This window comes from Oscillibacter valericigenes (genome assembly GCF_016902445.1).
Classification (GTDB): Bacteria; Bacillota; Clostridia; order Oscillospirales; family Oscillospiraceae; genus Oscillibacter; species Oscillibacter avistercoris.
The window spans coordinates 57,558-74,545 of sequence record NZ_JACSNX010000002.1 but is presented as its reverse complement, the minus strand read 5'-3'; the positions used below and the strand labels follow the sequence as shown (position 1 = coordinate 74,545).

The 16,988-nt window shown below is 65.0% G+C and carries 15 protein-coding genes and 1 riboswitch; of the genes, 7 read left to right on the top strand and 8 right to left on the bottom strand.

Annotation, left to right across the window (positions count from 1 at the left end):
* Positions 1-73: 73 nt before the first annotated feature.
* A complete protein-coding gene (locus H9X91_RS02690; RefSeq protein ID WP_204802259.1) occupies positions 74-1,927 on the bottom strand; it encodes a CvpA family protein in 1,854 nt (617 codons plus the stop codon).
* A 187-nt stretch (positions 1,928-2,114) separates the two neighbouring features.
* On the opposite strand from H9X91_RS02690, the gene H9X91_RS02685 reads away from it, so the two are divergent.
* Together H9X91_RS02685 and H9X91_RS02680 are read left to right on the top strand one after the other, a co-directional pair.
* Positions 2,115-2,675, top strand: a complete 561-nt coding sequence (locus tag H9X91_RS02685) for an RNA polymerase sigma factor (protein ID WP_204802257.1) — start codon at positions 2,115-2,117, stop codon at positions 2,673-2,675.
* A complete protein-coding gene (locus H9X91_RS02680; RefSeq protein WP_204802255.1) occupies positions 2,672-3,235 on the top strand; it encodes a hypothetical protein in 564 nt (187 codons plus the stop codon). Before H9X91_RS02685 ends, H9X91_RS02680 begins: the two co-directional genes overlap by 4 nt.
* 57 nt (positions 3,236-3,292) lie before the next feature.
* Here H9X91_RS02680 and H9X91_RS02675 read toward each other — a convergent pair whose 3' ends face one another.
* Positions 3,293-4,393 (bottom strand): M20 metallopeptidase family protein, encoded by a 1,101-nt coding sequence (locus H9X91_RS02675; protein ID WP_204802253.1) that lies wholly within the window; start codon positions 4,391-4,393, stop codon positions 3,293-3,295.
* Between the two features lie 180 nt (positions 4,394-4,573).
* A riboswitch (Lysine riboswitch) is annotated at positions 4,574-4,743 on the top strand.
* Between the two features lie 120 nt (positions 4,744-4,863).
* On the opposite strand from H9X91_RS02675, the gene dapA reads away from it, so the two are divergent.
* The 4 genes from dapA (at position 4,864) to H9X91_RS02655 (ending at position 8,279) form a co-directional block, all read left to right on the top strand.
* Positions 4,864-5,751, top strand: a complete 888-nt coding sequence (gene dapA, locus H9X91_RS02670; RefSeq protein WP_204802251.1) for a 4-hydroxy-tetrahydrodipicolinate synthase — start codon at positions 4,864-4,866, stop codon at positions 5,749-5,751.
* Positions 5,748-6,467, top strand: a complete 720-nt coding sequence (gene dapB / locus H9X91_RS02665; RefSeq protein WP_204802249.1) for a 4-hydroxy-tetrahydrodipicolinate reductase — start codon at positions 5,748-5,750, stop codon at positions 6,465-6,467. Before dapA ends, dapB begins: the two co-directional genes overlap by 4 nt.
* A gap of 2 nt (positions 6,468-6,469) precedes the next feature.
* Entirely contained in the window at positions 6,470-7,165 is a 696-nt protein-coding gene (gene dapD / locus H9X91_RS02660; RefSeq protein ID WP_204802247.1) for a 2,3,4,5-tetrahydropyridine-2,6-dicarboxylate N-acetyltransferase, read from the top strand.
* 163 nt (positions 7,166-7,328) lie between these two features.
* The gene (locus H9X91_RS02655; RefSeq protein ID WP_204802245.1) at positions 7,329-8,279 is read left to right on the top strand and encodes a ComEC/Rec2 family competence protein; all 951 of its coding nucleotides are present in this window, start codon (positions 7,329-7,331) and stop codon (positions 8,277-8,279) included.
* A gap of 68 nt (positions 8,280-8,347) precedes the next feature.
* Here H9X91_RS02655 and H9X91_RS02650 read toward each other — a convergent pair whose 3' ends face one another.
* The 6 genes from H9X91_RS02650 to H9X91_RS14855 form a co-directional block, all read right to left on the bottom strand.
* Positions 8,348-9,241: a dihydrodipicolinate synthase family protein gene (locus H9X91_RS02650; RefSeq protein ID WP_204802243.1), complete on the bottom strand. Its 894-nt coding sequence runs from the start codon at positions 9,239-9,241 to the stop codon at positions 8,348-8,350.
* 200 nt (positions 9,242-9,441) lie between these two features.
* Positions 9,442-10,230 (bottom strand): HpcH/HpaI aldolase family protein, encoded by a 789-nt coding sequence (locus tag H9X91_RS02645; RefSeq protein WP_204802241.1) that lies wholly within the window; start codon positions 10,228-10,230, stop codon positions 9,442-9,444.
* Between the two features lie 104 nt (positions 10,231-10,334).
* Positions 10,335-11,156 (bottom strand): SDR family NAD(P)-dependent oxidoreductase, encoded by an 822-nt coding sequence (locus H9X91_RS02640; protein ID WP_204802239.1) that lies wholly within the window; start codon positions 11,154-11,156, stop codon positions 10,335-10,337.
* A 193-nt stretch (positions 11,157-11,349) separates the two neighbouring features.
* Positions 11,350-13,071: a dihydroxy-acid dehydratase gene (gene ilvD / locus H9X91_RS02635; protein ID WP_204802237.1), complete on the bottom strand. Its 1,722-nt coding sequence runs from the start codon at positions 13,069-13,071 to the stop codon at positions 11,350-11,352.
* A gap of 151 nt (positions 13,072-13,222) precedes the next feature.
* Complete coding sequence (locus H9X91_RS02630) at positions 13,223-14,671, bottom strand: GntP family permease (protein ID WP_204802235.1); 1,449 nt, start codon at positions 14,669-14,671, stop codon at positions 13,223-13,225.
* Positions 14,672-14,915: 244 nt separating this feature from the next.
* Complete coding sequence (locus H9X91_RS14855) at positions 14,916-15,038, bottom strand: hypothetical protein (RefSeq protein WP_476739236.1); 123 nt, start codon at positions 15,036-15,038, stop codon at positions 14,916-14,918.
* 206 nt (positions 15,039-15,244) lie between these two features.
* Here H9X91_RS14855 and ilvD (H9X91_RS02625) point away from each other — a divergent pair, with 206 nt between their 5' ends.
* Positions 15,245-16,927, top strand: a complete 1,683-nt coding sequence (ilvD, locus tag H9X91_RS02625; RefSeq protein ID WP_204802233.1) for a dihydroxy-acid dehydratase — start codon at positions 15,245-15,247, stop codon at positions 16,925-16,927.
* The last annotated feature ends 61 nt before the right edge of the window (positions 16,928-16,988 follow it).

Sequence of the window (16,988 nt, the reverse complement as noted above, 5' to 3'; positions counted from 1 at the left end):
GGCGGTTTCCACAAAAAGGGAAACAGGAAGGCGCCCCGCCGCAGCGTGCGGCGGGGCGCCCTTGGGATCGCGCTCAGGCGGCGGGGGCCGTCTCTGCGTCCGGCTGTGCCGGGGCGGCGTCCGCCGTTTCATCCGGTGCGGCGGCGTCCTCTTCCGGCACGGTGAAGGACACATCCGTCTCCCCGGCCCGGGTGACGGAGGTGCCGGTCAGGATGCTGCCGGACTCGCCGGCGGTGTAGGTGACCGTCACCTGGTCCCCGGCGTTCAGGATCACCGCCAGGGGATTTTCCGCGGCATTGACGGCGTAGAAGACCTCCTGCCCCTCCAGCCGGAGGAAGTAGTAGGAGTTGCCGTCCAGCACGGCGGTGCGGATCTCCGCGACAACGCCGCTGGCCTCCTCCTGGTCAGAGGGGGCGGCCTCCGACTCGCTGTCGGAGATCAGGCCGTTGTCCGCCAGGGTCCGGCGGTAGTTGGCCTCACACTCCGCCACGGTGCCGCCGGTCTCCACGATGTTGTACTGCTGCACGTTCACCATGGCATACATCTTCACCAGACCGTCGTTGCCCTTCAGGGCCATGAAGTAGGTGGGCTGGTCGGCGATGTTCAGCAGCAGGGGGAAGGTGGCGATATAGTTCATCTGCTGGACCTGGCTCTGGGCGGAGGCCTGGGCGGACGCCTCCGTGGCGCCGGAGACGGAGTAGAAGTGGGTCTCCTTGGTCCGCTGGTTGGACAGGATGAAGCCGATGTTGGACTGGTCCGAGGTGACGGAGGTGACGCCGGTGTACATATACACGTCATCGCCGATGGCGATGTAGTTGTACCCCTCAGTGGTCAGCGTCACGTCCCGCTGGCCGAACATGGAGTTGATGAAGCCGTTGTGGTACATGCCGTAGTAATCGTACTGCTCCATGATCATGTCCGCGTCGTACACATGGTCCACCCAGCTGGGGACCTCCTCGAAGTACTGGCTCTCGCCGGTGACGGCGTCCACCAGCACCGCGCCCTGGATGTCCGAGCCGCCGAAGAGGCCGATGGTCTTCACCATCCGGGGGCAGACCCAGTAGGGGTGGCCCTCCTCGTCGATCTCAAACACCGGGTCGGCGAACATGAAGGTGGGATAGTGGAACCGCAGATGCCGGGGCAGATAGCGGCCGAAGTGCTCGGCGGTGGTGTACTTCATGCCCTCGTCCAGGCGGACCACCTCCGCCTCCTGGGTCACCATGTCGATGATCAGGTAGGCGGGCAGGCCGTCGGACCGGTTGGTGAACCACTTGATCAGGTCCCCGTAGGCCAGGGAGGTCACCCGCACCGGGCGGCCCTGGTAGTTGATCTGGGTGTAGGAGGGCAGGATCTCGAACTGGGAGACCATGTCGCTGAGCTCGCCCAGGGTCCGGCTGCCCAGACGGGCGGCAGAGTCCTCGTCCAGCATGGGGATCTGGTCATAGGAGATCTCCTCCACCTCTGTGGCGAAATCACCGGTCTGGACGGAGAGCAGCTCGCTGTAGCTTCCCGCCCGCAGCACCACCCAGGAGGTGAGGCCGCCGATGACGATGGCGGCGATCAGGGCCACCAGGACGAAGAAGGGGATGGTGCACTGCTTCTTCACAAAGCCGAAGTAGCCCTTCACGCCCTCTCCCTGGAAGCCGGAGGTGATGACGGCGCACACGCAGTACACGGCGCACAGCAGGAACAGAAAGACGTAGAATTCCTCCGCGTGGAAGTTCAGGGCAGGCAGCTCGAAATAGAAGTACCCCAGGCCGAACAGCAGCGTCACGCCCAGGTTGATGAGCGTCCGGGTGAAGGCGTTGCCGATGGCCTTGCGGGGCTTGCGCTCCCGCCGGGGCCGCTGGGGCTGGGAGGCCTCTCCGCCGCCGAAGCCGCCGAAGGCGCTGGGGTCGAAACCTCCGAAGTTGAATGTGAATGGCATGAAAACCCAATTCCTCCTTTTTCAGATGGGCCGAATTGACATCCATGATACAGGAAAAGTATGAACAAATCAAGAATTCCCGGAAGAACGCCGTTCCGATTCCGAAAAGAACATGGTAAAATAAACTTCAAACGGTAAGATCTGCACAGAAACTGCGTGTAGAGAGATAGAGAGGGGAGGGGCCGCAATGGAAGACAGCCGGATCGTGGAGCTGTACTGGGACCGGGATGAGACAGCCATCTCGGAGAGCAGCGCCAAGTACGGCGGCTACTGCTATCAGATCGCCTTCCGCATCCTGGCGCTGCGGGAGGACGCGGAGGAGTGCGTGGGGGACACATGGCTGCGGGCCTGGGAGGCCATGCCCCCCAGCCGTCCCGGCCGGCTGGACACGTTCCTGGGGAAGATCACCCGGAACCTGTCTCTGGACCGGTGGCGGGCCCAGCGGGCCCAGAAGCGCTGGCAGGGCCAGGCGGAGGCGGCCCTGGAGGAGCTGGGAGACTGCCTCTCCGCCCCCGGCGGCGTGGAGCAGGAGACGGAGGCCGCCGCCCTGGCGGAGAGCCTGGACCGCTTTCTGGCGGCGCTGCCCCAGGAGAAGCGGGTGCTGTTCGTGCGGCGGTACTGGTATCTCTGCTCCATCGAGGAGCTGGCTGCCTGGAGCGGCAAGCGGCGGGGCACGGTCTCTGCGGCGCTGTTCCGCCTGCGGCAGGACCTGCGGGAACATTTGGAAGGGGAGGGATTCACCGTATGACGAGAGAGCAGCTGCTCCGTGCTGTGGGAGATATCCGGGACACCTTCATCCGGGAGGCCGCGCCGCCGCCCGCCTCGTACCGGAAGCGGCGGGAGTTCCCCTGGGCCGGCGCCGTGGCGGCCTGCCTGGCGCTGGTGATCGTGGGCTCCACATTCTTCCTGTCCCAGCTGGGGATGGGGAGCGGAGATACCAGTGCGAATGACACCGCCTCTGCGGCGGGAGATGCGGCGGAGAACGCGACGGCTGGCGAGTCCGGCGGCGGGATGGACGTCGCCGCGGACGGGGCCGATGAAGCTGCGCCGGAGAACGCCGCTCCCATGGTCACGGTGGACGGCACAGTGTATGTGCTGGCAGACAGCGGCGGCCCCTGGCCGGAGACCTGCCCGGCGGGGCTGGTCCAGGCCGGCGAGGCGGAGCTGCCGGACACCGGCGAGCGCTGCTCCTACTTTGCCCGGCCGGAGGACACCGGAGAGATCTGGGTCTATCAGACCTGCCGGGACCCGGAGACCGGGACCGCCTACAAGGGCTATGTCCGCTATGTGGCGGAGACACCGGACTGACAGCGTCAAAAACGGGCCGCCGGAGGGATATCCTCCGGCGGCCCGTCATACCTGGGGTCACGGCAGCATCAATAGTTTTTCCAGAAAATCCACGCCTTTGGGGAGAACGGCCTCGTCATCGAACGTGAAATCCGGGGCGTGGAGCTTGGGCGTATCCCCGGTGCCCAGGAAGAAGAACAGCCCCGGCACATACTGCTGGTAGAAGGAGAAGTCCTCCGCCGCCAGCACCGGCTTTTCCAAAAGGGCCGGCGCGTCAGCGCCCAGCTGGGCGGCGATCTTCTGGTACAGCTCCTCGTGGTTCCACACGGCGGGGTACCCCTCGCTGAGGTGGACGTCCACGGTGCAGCCGGTCTCCGCCGCCACAGAGCGGCCGATGTCCTTCAGCTGCTGACGGCAGAAACGGAAGGTATCCTCCCGGTAGGTGCGCAGGCTCCCCTCCAGCACGGTATGGCCGCTGATGGCGTTGCGGACCGTGCCGGAGACCATCTTGCCGAACCGCAGCACCCGGGGCTGGTCCGGGGGGAGCTGCTCCATCATGTCATAGGCCCGCTGGAGATAGGAGATCCCCGCCGTCAGGGCGTCCCGCCCCTCGTCCGCCCGGGACATGTGGACGCTGCGGCCCTCCACGGTGACGGTGACCTCGTTGGACCGGGCCATCATCGGGCCGGGGCGGGAGGCGACGGCGCCGGCCTCCAGGCCGGGCCACAGATGGATCCCGAAGATCCGGCGGACCCGGTGCCGTTCCAGCACGCCGGTCTCGCACAGCTTTCCGGCGCCGCCGGTGGTCTCCTCCGACGGCTGGAAGAGGAACAGCACGTTCCGGGGAAGCTCCGCCAGGTGCTCCGCCGCGTATTCCGCCAGAGTCAGGATCATGGCGGTGTGGGCGTCGTGGCCGCAGGCATGCATCCTGCCGGGGTGGACGGAGGCATAGGGCAGGCCGGTGGCCTCCGGGACCGGCAGAGCATCCAGGTCCGCCCGGAAGGCCACGGCATCGCTCTTCCCGGCGTCGAACCAGGCGCAGACACTTCCGGTGATGGGGGAGAACACCCGGCAGGGCAGGGCAGCCAGAACGCTCCGGACCAGCTGGAGCGTCTCCGGCAGCTGGTTATCCAGCTCCGGGATGCGGTGCAGGGCGCGGCGGTGATCGACGACGGACATGGACAGGACCTCCCTCGTTCATAAGATGGCATCAGTAAAAATATCATAGCACAGGCAGGGCGGAGAAAACAGGGGAGGACGGATTTTTCGTCTCTTTTGACAAGGCGGAGGCCGGCGGGCGGGTATTTTTTCTCATTTTTTCTCTTGCCAAGAAGAAACAGAGATGGTATGATAACCCAAAAATGAGATAGAGGCGCGGATGCGATGAGATCACGGGAGCCGACGGGCGAGGATCGTGGGGGAGGCAAGTCCGCCGAACTCCCTGTTCAGGTATGGACAGGAGGTGGGTCCGCGGGGAATACCCGCGGGACTGTCCGCAGAGGAAACTCTGCGGGGGCGCTATCCGCTTACAGGGAACTCCGTTTTTGTCTGGTGGCAAGGGCGTGAAGGAGCTGTCGGTAGGGGCGTGTCTCTACCGACTTTTTTGTTGCTTCAACCAACGGACAAAAAGAAAGACGGAGGACACTCACATGAAATTCGAACATCTGCAGGGATCCATTGTGGCCATGATCACCCCGTTCCACGGGGACGGCAGCGTCAACTTCGACGTGCTGACGGAACTGCTGGAGCGGCAGATCGCCGCCGGGACCGACGGCATCCTGACCCTGGGCACCACCGGCGAATACTCCACCATGAGCCATGAGGAGGACGCCGCCGTGGTGGAGCACACCATCCGGGTGGTGGACGGCCGGGTGCCGGTGATGGTGGGCAGCGGCTCCAACTGCACCGCCACCCAGATCGAGAAGAGCAGGCTGTACCAGTCCATGGGGGCGGACGCCCTGCTGCTGATCGCCCCCTACTACAACAAGGCCAACGCCGAGGGCATGTACCGCCACTTCGCCGAGACGGCGGACGCGGTGGACATCCCCTGCATCCTCTACAACGTGCCGGGCCGCACCGGCTGCTCCATCCCCGTGTCCGTGGTGGAGCGGCTCTCCAGGCATCCCAACATCGCCGGCATCAAGGAGGCCAGCGGCGACATGTCCTACGCCATGAAGATCGCCCGCTGCGTGGGGCTGGACTTCGCCCTGTACTCCGGCAACGATGACATCACCGTGCCCCTGATGAGCATCGGCGGCAGCGGCGTCATCTCCGTCTACGCCAATGTGATGCCTGCCATGTGCCATCAGATCGTGGCGGACTGGCTGGGCGGCGACCGCGCCCGGGCCCTGGAGAACCACCTGCGGTATCTGCAGCTGATGAACGGCCTGTTCCTGGAGGTGAACCCCATCCCGGTGAAGGCCGCCATGAACATGATGGGATTGAACGTGGGCCCCATGCGGCTGCCCCTGTGCGAGATGGGCGAGGCCAACGCCACCGTCCTCCGCCGGACGCTGGAGGAGGCGGGGCTGCTGTGAGGATCGTGCTGATCGGACGGGGAAAAATGGGCACCCTGATCCGGGAGACCGCCTCCGCCGCCGGGGACGAGATCGAGGCCGCCTTCGGCCGGGATGACCTGGACCAGCTGGGCCGGCTGGGGAAGGTGGCGGACGTGGTGATGGACTTCTCCCGTCCCGCCGCCCTGCCGGAGATCGCTGCCTACGTCCGCCGGACCGGGACGCCGCTGCTCTCCGGCACCACCGGGTACACGGAGGCGGAGAGGGAGCGTCTCTTCGCCCTGGGTTCGGCGGTGCCGGTGCTGTGGAGCGCCAACTACTCCCTGGGGGTAGCGGTGCTGGCCAGGGCCCTGCGGGTGATCGCCCCGGTGCTGGGACAGGACTTTGACATCGAGATCACCGAGACCCACCACAACCAGAAGGCGGACGCCCCCAGCGGCACCGCCAAGCTGTTGCTGGAGGCCATGGACCCGCAGCACCGCCTGCGGCCGGTGTACGGCCGGGAGGGCAGCGTGGGCAGGCGGGAGAAGAACGAGGTGGGCATCCACGCCCTCCGGGGCGGCACGGTGGCCGGGACCCACACCGTCCACTTCTTCGGTCCCGACGAGGAGCTGGAGCTGACCCACCGGGCCGCCAGCCGCCGGATCTTTGTGAACGGGGCCCTGCACATGGCCCATCTGCTGCCGGGACGGCCCAACGGGGTCTACGACCTGCAAAAAATCTTGTTTGGAGAGTGACTATGAACGCCCAGGAGATCATCGACTATATCGCCAGTTCCCCCAAAAGAACGCCAGTGAAAATTTATATCAACCTCACGGCCCCGGTGGACTTCGGCTCCGCCCAGGTGTTCGGCGAGGGCGGCAGCCGCGTCGTCTTCGGCGACTGGGCAGAGCTGGCCCCCATTCTGGAGGCCAACCGGGAGAAGATCACCGACCTGGTGGTGGAGAACGACCGCCGCAACTCCGGCGTGCCCCTGCTGGACCTGAAGGACCTCCCGGCCCGGATCGAGCCCGGCGCCATCATCCGGGAGCAGGTGACCATTGGGGAGAACGCCGTCATCATGATGGGGGCCATCCTCAACATCGGCGCCGTGGTGGGCAGGCGCACCATGATCGACATGGGCGCTGTCCTGGGCGGCCGGGCCACGGTGGGGGATGACTGCCACATCGGCGCCGGCGCCGTGCTGGCCGGGGTGGTGGAGCCCGCCTCCGCCACGCCGGTCGTGGTGGAGGACGGCGTCCTGGTGGGCGCCAACGCCGTGGTGATCGAGGGGGTGCGGATCGGCGCCGGGGCTGTGGTGGCCGCCGGTGCCGTGGTGACGGAGGATGTGCCCCCCAATGCCGTGGTGGCGGGGACGCCTGCCCGGGTCGTCAAGATGAAGGATGCCCAGACCACCGGCAAGACTGCCCTGGTGGACGCCCTGCGGAGCATCTGAGATCCCGCAGAAAACAGCCCGGCGGCTTTGTGCCGCCGGGCTGTTTTTATCAGGACGTCAAATTTCAGGACCAAAATTTGGCAGCAATCGTTTGCGGTTTTGATTGCCTGGGGCGGCGCCTTTGTGATATGTTAGAGGCAACCATCGAACAGGGGGGCTGGACATGCTGGTACTGGACTTTATCAACGTGGGCAACGGCGACTCCATCCTGGTCCGGGAGATGGAGGGAGACCGGCCGTGCTTTTCCATGCTGGTGGACTGCGGCCACGACAGCCTGGAACGGGACGACCATCCGCCGGTGGAGGACGCGCGCTCCTGCCGGATCTACGCCGGGGACTTCCTGCGCAAGCAGGGGGTGGAGCACCTGGATCTCCTGCTGGTCACCCACTTCCACCGGGACCACATCGGCGGCCTGGGCCGGGTGCTGGAAGCCGTCACGGTAGGAGAGCTGCTGACCCCCTACGCACCCCCCGCCGACGCCGGTCCCCTGGACCCGGACGGGGACAACGGCCTGCCAAAAGCCGCCCGGAACGTGCTGCGGTGCATGGACCTGTATGCCGGCCCCCTGGGAAAGCACAGGCACCGTATCCGGAAGATCACAGAGCTGCCGGGGGACCGGATGGAGCGCCTCCGGCTGACGGACGACCTCTCCATGGACATCCTGTTCGGCGAGCCTGCACTGTATCCCCGGCAGAAGGCGGTGTACGACGCCGCCTTCCGGGGAGAGCGGAACGGCTATGATCTGATCCACTGGGGCAAGGCCATGAACGTGTCCAGCCTGCGCCAGCGGCTGTACTACCACGGGCGTGAGATCGTGCTGGGTGGCGACGCCTACGCCCACATGTGGGAGACGGAGACCGCCACCCCCTGCGACATTTTGAAGGTGCCCCACCACGCCTCCCTGTCCTCCACCACCCGGAAGCTGCTGCGGATGCTCCAGCCCAGGACCGCTGTGGTCTGCGTGGCCGCCGGCCGGCCGGACGAGCGGCCCCATCCCTATATCGTCTCCCTGCTGCGGGAGTTCACCGAGGACATCCGCTTCACCGACGCCGTGGAGATCCCCGGCCTGGTGGAGCCGGTGTTCCACGAGTCCGTCCATATGGAGCTGCCGTAAGGCGCCGAGCTGACAAAAAGAGCCCCGCCGCTGGCCATTGGCCAGCGGCGGGGCTTTCTGCAGGGGGATTACTGGATGCCCTCCCGGTTCAGCAGCTCCAGGATCCTGGCGTCATCCTCCACCGTGGCGCTGGGCATGGGGAAGGTGCCCACACTGGTGGCGGCGATGCCCCGGAGGCGGCAGGCCTCCTTGATGACGGGCAGGAAGGGACTGCGGACGGTGTACAGGTCCATCAGCCGGTCGATGATCTGCTGGCCCTTGGCGATGCCGGCCAGGTCATTCTCCCGGAAGGCCCGGACCCAGGCGGCGCAGACCTCCGGCACCACATTGCTGAGGGCGCCGATGCAGCCGTCGCCGCCGGAGAGCACGTTGTGGGCGAAGTTGTCGTCAAAGCCGGAGTAGATCTCAAACTGAGGGATGTGGGACTTGACCACCTTGATCAGCTCCCGGGTGTGGTCCATGCCGGCGACGGTGTCCTTCATGCCGACGATGTTGGGATGGATCTTGGCCAGGGCCAGCACGGTCTCCGGGGGGATGGTGTAGCCGGTGTTGTCCGGGAAGTTGTAGATGTAGATGTTGCCGTGGATCTGCTGGGCCAGCCGGTCATAGTACTGCAGCAGGGCGGCGGCGTCAAAGTGGAAATAGTAGGGGGGCAGGATCATGACGGCGTCGGCGCCTGCGTCCAGGCAGAAGTTGGAAAAGCTGACGATCTCGTCCGCCACCATGTGGCTGGTGCCGATGATCAGCTTCACCCGGTGATCCACCGTTTCGATGGCGAATTTGGCCATCTCCCGGCGCTGGTCCATGGGCATGGCGAAGAACTCACTGCTGCTGCCCTCCACCAGGATGCCGTCCACGCCCTGGTCGATCAGGTTGTTGAAGAGCCGTTCCTGGCTGACCAGGTCCAGGGTGCCGTCCTCGTTGAAGAGGGTGATGGCCGGCGTCAGATATGCTGCGTTCATAGTATTCGTGTCCTCCTTAATCGGGTCCGGGGCCCGGAGCCCCGGTGTGGCTTGCTGTACACACGGAAAGATGCGGGAGCCGCCGGATGCATGGATGGTCCTGCGGCACAGGCACAGTCCGGGGGCCGTCCCCGCCTTGCGGGAGCGGCCCCCGGATCATTCTGCCTGAAAAAGCGTCGAGCGGGCTAGGCAGATGCCTCTTACTTGGCGAAGGCGTCCACGTCGGCCTTGGCGGCCTGCATGAAGAGATAGGTGTCGCAGGAGTAGCCGATGAACTTCACGCCCAGATCGCGCCACTTCATGCCGCCCTCCACAGTGTCGGCAAAGCAGCCCAGCTTCACGCCCTTGGCGTTGGCCTTGGCGATGATGCCCTTGATGCACTCCACCACCTCGGGGTGGTCGATCTCGCCCACATGGCCCAGGGAGCTGGACAGGTCGTAGGGGCCCACGAACACCACGTCCACGCCGGGGACGTCCAGGATCTCGTCCAGGTTCTCCACGGCCTTCTTGCCCTCGGCCTGCAGGATCACCACGGTGTCCTGGGCCTTGGAGAAGTACTCGCTGCCGGGCACTGCGCCGAAGCCGGCGGAGCGGACGAAGCGGCAGGTGCCCCGGGTGCCCACAGGGGAGAACTTGGCGGCGGAGACGGCGGCCCGGGCCTGCTCGGCGGTGTCGATCTGGGGGATCATGATGGCGCCGGCGCCCACGTCCAGGGCCTGGTCGATCCAGATATCGCTGCCCCGGGGCACCCGGACCACCGGGCACACGCCTGCCACGTTGGCGGCGCGGATCAGGTGGGGCAGGGTCTGGAAGGTGGTGGTGCCGTGCTCCATATCCAGCAGCACGAAGTCATAGCCGGCATAGCCGGCGGCCTCCACAAAGGCGGGGTCGGTGCCGATCATGAAGGGGCCCAGGGCGCCCTTTTCGGAGTCCATGGCGGCCTTGAAACGAGCAACGCTGTCCATCGTGGGCATATTCACAGAATACATTGCGATCATCCTTTCTTGCGAACCTGCGGCATTTCGCCGCGCAGCTCTGATTCTCCAATTTTATCCCCTGGCAGCAGGCTTGTCAACCTGCGGCAGGCAAGGGGTCAGGCCTTGTACTGGGTGTCATAGTCCCAGGGGGCACCGCCGCAGAGGCAGCCGCCGTCGATGTGGTACGCCTGGCCGGTCATGTAGCTGGAAGCGTCGGAGGCCAGCAGGATGGCCATGCCCACCAGCTCGTCCGGATCACCGGGACGCCTCATGGCGATGCGCTCCCGCAGCCAGGGGGCCCGGGTGGGATGGTCCCAGGTGACCTGGGTCAGATCCGTCAGGATGTGGCCGGGGCTGATGGCATTGGCCCGGATGCCGTACTGGGCGAACTCCACAGCCATGGCCCGGGTCAGGGCCACCACGCCGCTCTTGGTGGCGCCGTAGACAGAACAGCCGCCCAGCATCCCCTCGTCGTTGTGGGAGCCGATGTTGATGATGCTGCCGGTGCGGCGCTTGTACATCTCCCGGGCCACCGCCTGGCTCATGAAGAACAGGCCCTTCAGGTTGGTGTTCATGATGCGGTCGTAGTCCGCCTCCTCCACGTCCAGAAGCCCCTCCCGCTTGTTGACGCCGGCCACGTTGAACAGCACGTCGATCTTGCCGTACCGGGCCATGACCTCGTCCACACAGGCGTGGATGCTGTCCAGGCTGGTGACGTCCAGCTGGTGAACGGAGGCGGTGCCGCCCTCGGCGTTGATCTTGTCCGCCAGAGGCTGGCACTTGGCCGGGGTGCGGTTGCACATGGCGACCTCCGCGCCGGCTCGCAGCAGGCCCTCGCTGATGGCCAGGCCGATGCCGCCGCCGGCGCCGGTCACTACGATGGTCTTGCCCTCCAGGCCGAAGAGAGAGCCGAGATAGCTGTCACTTTTGATTGCCATAACCTTTCATCCTTTCCAGAGCTGCCGCTGTTTGTGCCGGAACCGCGTCCGCCCCGGCCGTTTGGGGCCGGGGCGGGGCGAATCAGCTGAAACGCGGACACCGGCAGTTTGTCAAATTATCCCGCAGGCGCGGTCCCTGCCGCCGGAGCGGGGGAGCCGCTGCGGAAGCCGTGTCGTTTCGTTCTGTATGTGCTTATTCCAGGCCGGCGCCCTTCATAGCGGACAGGGCGTGGTCGGTGTAGAGCTTGTAGAAGCCCTTCCGGGGCTCCCGGGGGATGATGCCGGCCTTGGAGCGCTCCTCCAGGACCTTGGTGGCCTCCTCCACAGAGCAGGGGACACCGTGGATGCCGGTGAGGTTGATGGTGCGGTTCTCCACGCTGTAGGAGATCAGGTCGCCCTCCTCAATGAAGGCGATGGGACCGCCGGCGGCAGCCTCGGGGCTGACGTGGCCGATGGCGGCACCGCGGGTGGCGCCGGAGAAGCGGCCGTCGGTGATCAGGGCCACGGAGCCGTTGATCCGCTCGTCGCAGACGATGGCCTCGGTGGTCATCAGCATCTCGGGCATGCCGCAGCCGCGGGGGCCCTCATAGCGGATGATGACCACTTCACCGGGATTGATCTTGTTCTCCACCACGGCGTCATGGGCGTCCTCCTCGCTGTTGAAGACGCGGGCCACGGCGTTGACCACCTCGCGCTGGTTCATGGCGCAGGCGGAGTACTTCAGCACGGAGCCCTCGGGGGCGATGTTGCCCTTCAGGATGGCCACGGAGCCCTTCTCGGGGGCCTTCTCCACGGGGAAGATCACCTGGTCGCGGGTCAGGCCGTAGTTGGCCAGGTACCCCAGGTTCCGGTCGAACCAGTTGTCCTTCTGCAGATCCTCCAGGTTCTCCCCCAGGGTCTTGCCGGTGACGGTCATCACGTCCAGATCCAGCATGTCCCGCAGCATCCACTGCACCATGGGCACGCCGCCGGCGAACCAGAAGGACTCCGTCAGCTGGGTGCCGGAGGGATTGATGTTGCCCAGGTGGGGCACCTGGTGGTTGATCTCGTCGAACAGCTCGATGGGCAGGTCATAGCCCAGCTCCCGGGCGATGGAGGGCAGATGGATGGTGGCGTTGGTGGAGCCGCCGATGGCGCTGTGGACGATGATGGCGTTGCGGAAGGCGGCAGGGGTCATGATCTGGGAGGGGGTGATGTTCTTCTCCACCAGCTCCATGATCTTCCGGCCGGCATAGCGGGAGTACTGGAGGATGTCCCGCATGGTGGCGGGCACCAGAGCCGCGCCGGGCAGGGTCAGGCCCAGGGCCTCAGCCATGCACTGCATGGTGGAGGCGGTGCCCAGGAAGGTGCAGGCGCCCACGGAGGGGCAGCCGGTCAGCTTGTAGTCCCGGACCTCCTGCTCAGTGATGGCGTCCTTGCGCTTCTGGCGCAGGGAGATGTCGCCGGCCACCAGGGAGGTGGTCATGTTGGGGCCGGGCCGCATGGAGCCGCCGGGCATGAAGATGGTGGGCACGTCCATCCGGGCTGCCGCCTTCAGGTGGGCGGGGATGGACTTGTCGCAGCTGGAGGAGAGGATGATGCCGTCCCAGGGCACTGCGGAGGCGTGGACTTCCACCATGTTGGCAATGGCCTCCCGGGAGGCCAGCACCACGTTCATGCCGTCATGGCCCTGGGCGCAGCCGTCGCAGATGTCGGTGGCGTAGTACTTGGCCGGCTTGCCGCCTTTTTCATACACGCCGTACACGGCCTGCTCCACCATCTGGTTCAGATGATAGCTGCCGGGATGGGAGTCGCCGTAGACGCTCTCCACCATGATCTGGGGCTTGAGGATGTCGGTGTCGTCCCAGCCGGTGCCCATTTCCAGGGAGTCGAACTGGGCCCACAGCATCCGGTCGTCATGGCTTTTCTGAATCATAAACATTCTCCTTTTATATAATGTGGGGTTCGTGCAGAAGTCACAGGAATCAAAACAGAGGCGGCCCGCCGCAAAGGACCGGGCCGCCTCTTTCAAGCCGCAAAGCGCTGCCTTTTCCGGAGACAGAAATCAACGGCCGGGGAAACGAAGATCAGTGGATCAGACCCACCGTGTTCAGGATGAACACCAGGATGAAGCCGATCACACCGGCCACAGCGTCCGGAATGGTGATGTACTTCAGACCCTGCTTCAGATCCAGGTTGAAGAACTTGCTGACCACCCAGAAGCCGGAGTTGGTCACGTGGTTGAAGATCAGGGTGCCGGCACCGATGGCCAGAGCGGTGGAGACGGGCTCCAGGCCCAGCATATCCATCATGGGAGCCACAACGCCCACGGCGGTGACGCCGGCGGTGGTCATGGAGCCCACGGCGGTCATCATGATGGCGCCCACCAGGAACGGGATCAGCAGGCCGGGCACGCCGGAATCCTGGATCAGCAGAGCCAGGTCGTTGATGCCGGGGAAGGACTTGATGACCTGGGAGAAGCCGCCGCCCATGGCGGTGACCAGCAGGGCGATCAGGGCTACTTCCATGCCGCGGGCGATCCAGCTGTTCAGCACGACCTCACGGAAGCACTCGGGATCCTTGCCGGTGGCGTCCAGATTGCTCTTGCGGACGGAGGCCTTGTGGCCCAGGGCCAGGAACATGGTGTAGATCACGCCCATGGCCAGAGCCACGACCTTGTCGCTGGCGATGGCCACCAGGGTGCGGACCAGAGCGTCATCGGGAGTGGACTCGGGGATCAGCATGCCGACGAAGGAGCCGCCGGCGATCAGGATGACGGGGATCAGGATGGTCAGGAAGGAGGCAAAGGTGCCGGGCAGATCCTTATCCTTGATCAGCAGATCGTCCACGTTGTCGGAGTTGGTCTCCTCGATCTCAGCGGTGACCTCGGGCACGGCGGGGATCCACTCCTTGGCGGCCCAGCGCTTCAGGATGAGCCAGGTGGCAAAGAAGGTGATGATGGTCACCACGATGCCCCAGGAGATCACCAGGCCCAGGTCGGCAGACAGGGCCACGGACACGGCCAGGATGCCGGGCGTGGGGGGAACCATGGCGTGGGTCAGGTTCAGGCCGGTCTGGGTGAAGGAGGCCATGGTGGACATGGAGATGTGCTTGCGCTTGCCCAGAACGTTTGCGATGTTGGAGCACAGGATGGTGGTGATGTCGCCGAACACGGGGATGGACACCACGTAGGCAGTCAGGGACGGAGCCAGCTCCAGGTTCTTGCCCTTGAAGAGCTTGATGAAGAAGTTGGCGATGGACTTGGCGGCGCCGGTGTCCTGCACGCCCATGGCCAGCACGGCGCCCAGGATGATGGGCATACCCAGGCTGCCCAGGGTGCTGCCGAAGCCGGTGGTGATCATGTTCAGGGTGTCCATGAAGGAATACCCCTCGGTCCCGAAGACGCCGAGGACGACGCCGAAGGCCAGGGCCACCACGAACAGAGACATCACGGGATTCAGCTTGACCTTTGTCATCAGCAGCATCAGTACGACGATGGCGATGACAAGGAGGACCAAGAATCCAATTGCAGACATTTGTTGATACTCTCCTTTCCAATGTAACGGCGTCCGGCAGCAGCCGGACTCCGGTCCAAGGCCCCGGCAGAGCCGCGGACTTTGGACCACACACGAATGGCGGAGCATGCCCCGGAAAAGCAGGCTCAGCCAGTCCACAAAAATTTATACAACATTTTACACCCCAAGTCAATTTAAAAATTTTGCGATTTACTGAGAAAATTATGTCCAATTTGACCGAAAACGGTCAATTTTGGTTAATTTTTTAACAAAAATAAAAGGAGGCGTCTGTCAAGATGCTGTTAATCGACTGTGAAAACCAGGCAAAAACGGTCATTTTCTGGAAAGTCCCGGCAGCAAAAAGATTTTTGTTGCGCAGGGTCCTCACCTTGGTATATAGTTATACGTGTATGTGTGTTAAGAGCTGCACACGTCAGATGCGGCGGCGCATGCCCGGGCGTTTTGGGAAAACGCTCCTGCGGGAAGGGCCCCTGGCGGGCTCTGTCTGCGGCCGGGCCTGGTCCGCCGCCGTGCAGACCACTGAGAACAAGAGACGCGGGCCGCCCCGGCGGCCGGTGTCACGAGGAGGAATTTATGGAGCGCAGTGAAAAAATCCTACAGGGCCTGGGGAACCAGTATTACCGGGCCACATTGAAGTCCATGGGCTTCACGACGGAGGACCTGAAGCGGCCGGTGATCGGCATCGCCAACGCCTGGAGCGAGTGTGTGCCCGGCCACTACAATCTCCGCCAGGTGGCCCAGCGGGTGAAGGACGGCATCTACCGGGCCGGCGGCACCCCCATCGAGTTCGGCGTCATCGGCGGCTGCGACGGCATGGGCCAGGGCCACGACGGCATGCACTACATCCTGCCCTCCCGGGAGCTGATCGCCAACTCCATCGAGTCCATGGCCCAGATCAACCTGTTTGACGGCCTGGTGCTGCTGGGCTCCTGCGACAAGATCGTCCCCGGCATGCTGATGGCCGCCGCCCGGCTGGACATCCCCTGCATCTTCCTGCCCGGCGGCCCCATGGAGGGCGGCGTGGAGTTCGACGGCCGGCAGTCCGACCAGACCTCCAGCACCGAGGCCTACGGCATGCTCTCCGCCGGCAAGATCACCGAGGCGGAGTACGTGGCCCTGGAGGACACCGCCTGCCCCGGCTGCGGCTCCTGCTCCTACCTGGGCACCGCCAACACCATGTGCGCCCTGGCCGAGGCCCTGGGCATGACGCTGCCCGACGGCGGCCTGGCCCCCGCCACCTCTGCCGTCCGCATGATGATGGCGGAGGAGACCGGCGTGAAGATCATGGAGCTGGTGGAGAAGAACATCACCGCCCGGAAGATCATCACCAACGGCTCCGTCCGCAACGCCATCAAGGCGTGCCTGGCCATGAGCGGCTCCACCAACGCCGTCATGCACCTGACCGCCATCGCCCATGAGGCGGAGCTGGACATCAAGGTGCTGGACGAGTTCGACAGCCTGTCCCGCACCACCCCCCAGATCGCCAAGATGAACCCCGCCTGCAAGTACAACGTCATCGACTTCTACTATGACGGCGGCGTGCCCCGTCTGATGGAGCGGATGCAGACCATCCTGGAGACCGGGGAGATGACGGTCACCGCCCACACGGTGGCGGAGAACATCGCCTCCCACAAGTACCGCTATCCCGCCACCGGCCTGGTGGTGCGGACCATGGAGGATCCCTTCGGCTTCTCCGGCGGCGTGGCGGTGCTGCGGGGCAACCTGGCGCCCGACACCGGCATCACCAAGCCCGGCGCCTTTGACAAGAGCCTGCACCACTTCGAGGGCGAGGCCATCTGCTTCGACTCCGAGGAGGCGGCGGAAGAGGCCATCCTGGCCGGCAAGGTCCATGACGGGCACGTGGTGGTCATCCGGTACGAGGGTCCCAAGGGCGGCCCCGGCATGCGGGAGATGTACAAGGCCATGAAGTACCTGTATGGCCGCGGCCTCAGCAAGACCACGGCGCTGATCACCGACGGCCGGTTCTCCGGCACCAACAACGGCTGCTTCGTGGGCCATATCTCCCCCGAGGCGGCGGAGGGCGGCCCCATCGCCATCGTCCATGACGGGGACCGGATCGTCATCGACATCGAGAGCCGCCGGCTGGACCTGATGGTGCCCCAGGAGGAGATCGAGGCCCGTCTGAAGGCCTGGAAGCGGCCGGAGCCCAAGTTCAAGAAGGGCTGGCTGGGCCTGTACTGCAAGATCGCCGCCTCCGGCTCCGAGGGCGCCGTCCTCAAATTTGAAAACCTGTAAGAGGTATTCCCGGTCCCCTGCCGATCTGGCAACTGTGTTAATACATCTGATTTAGGAGATG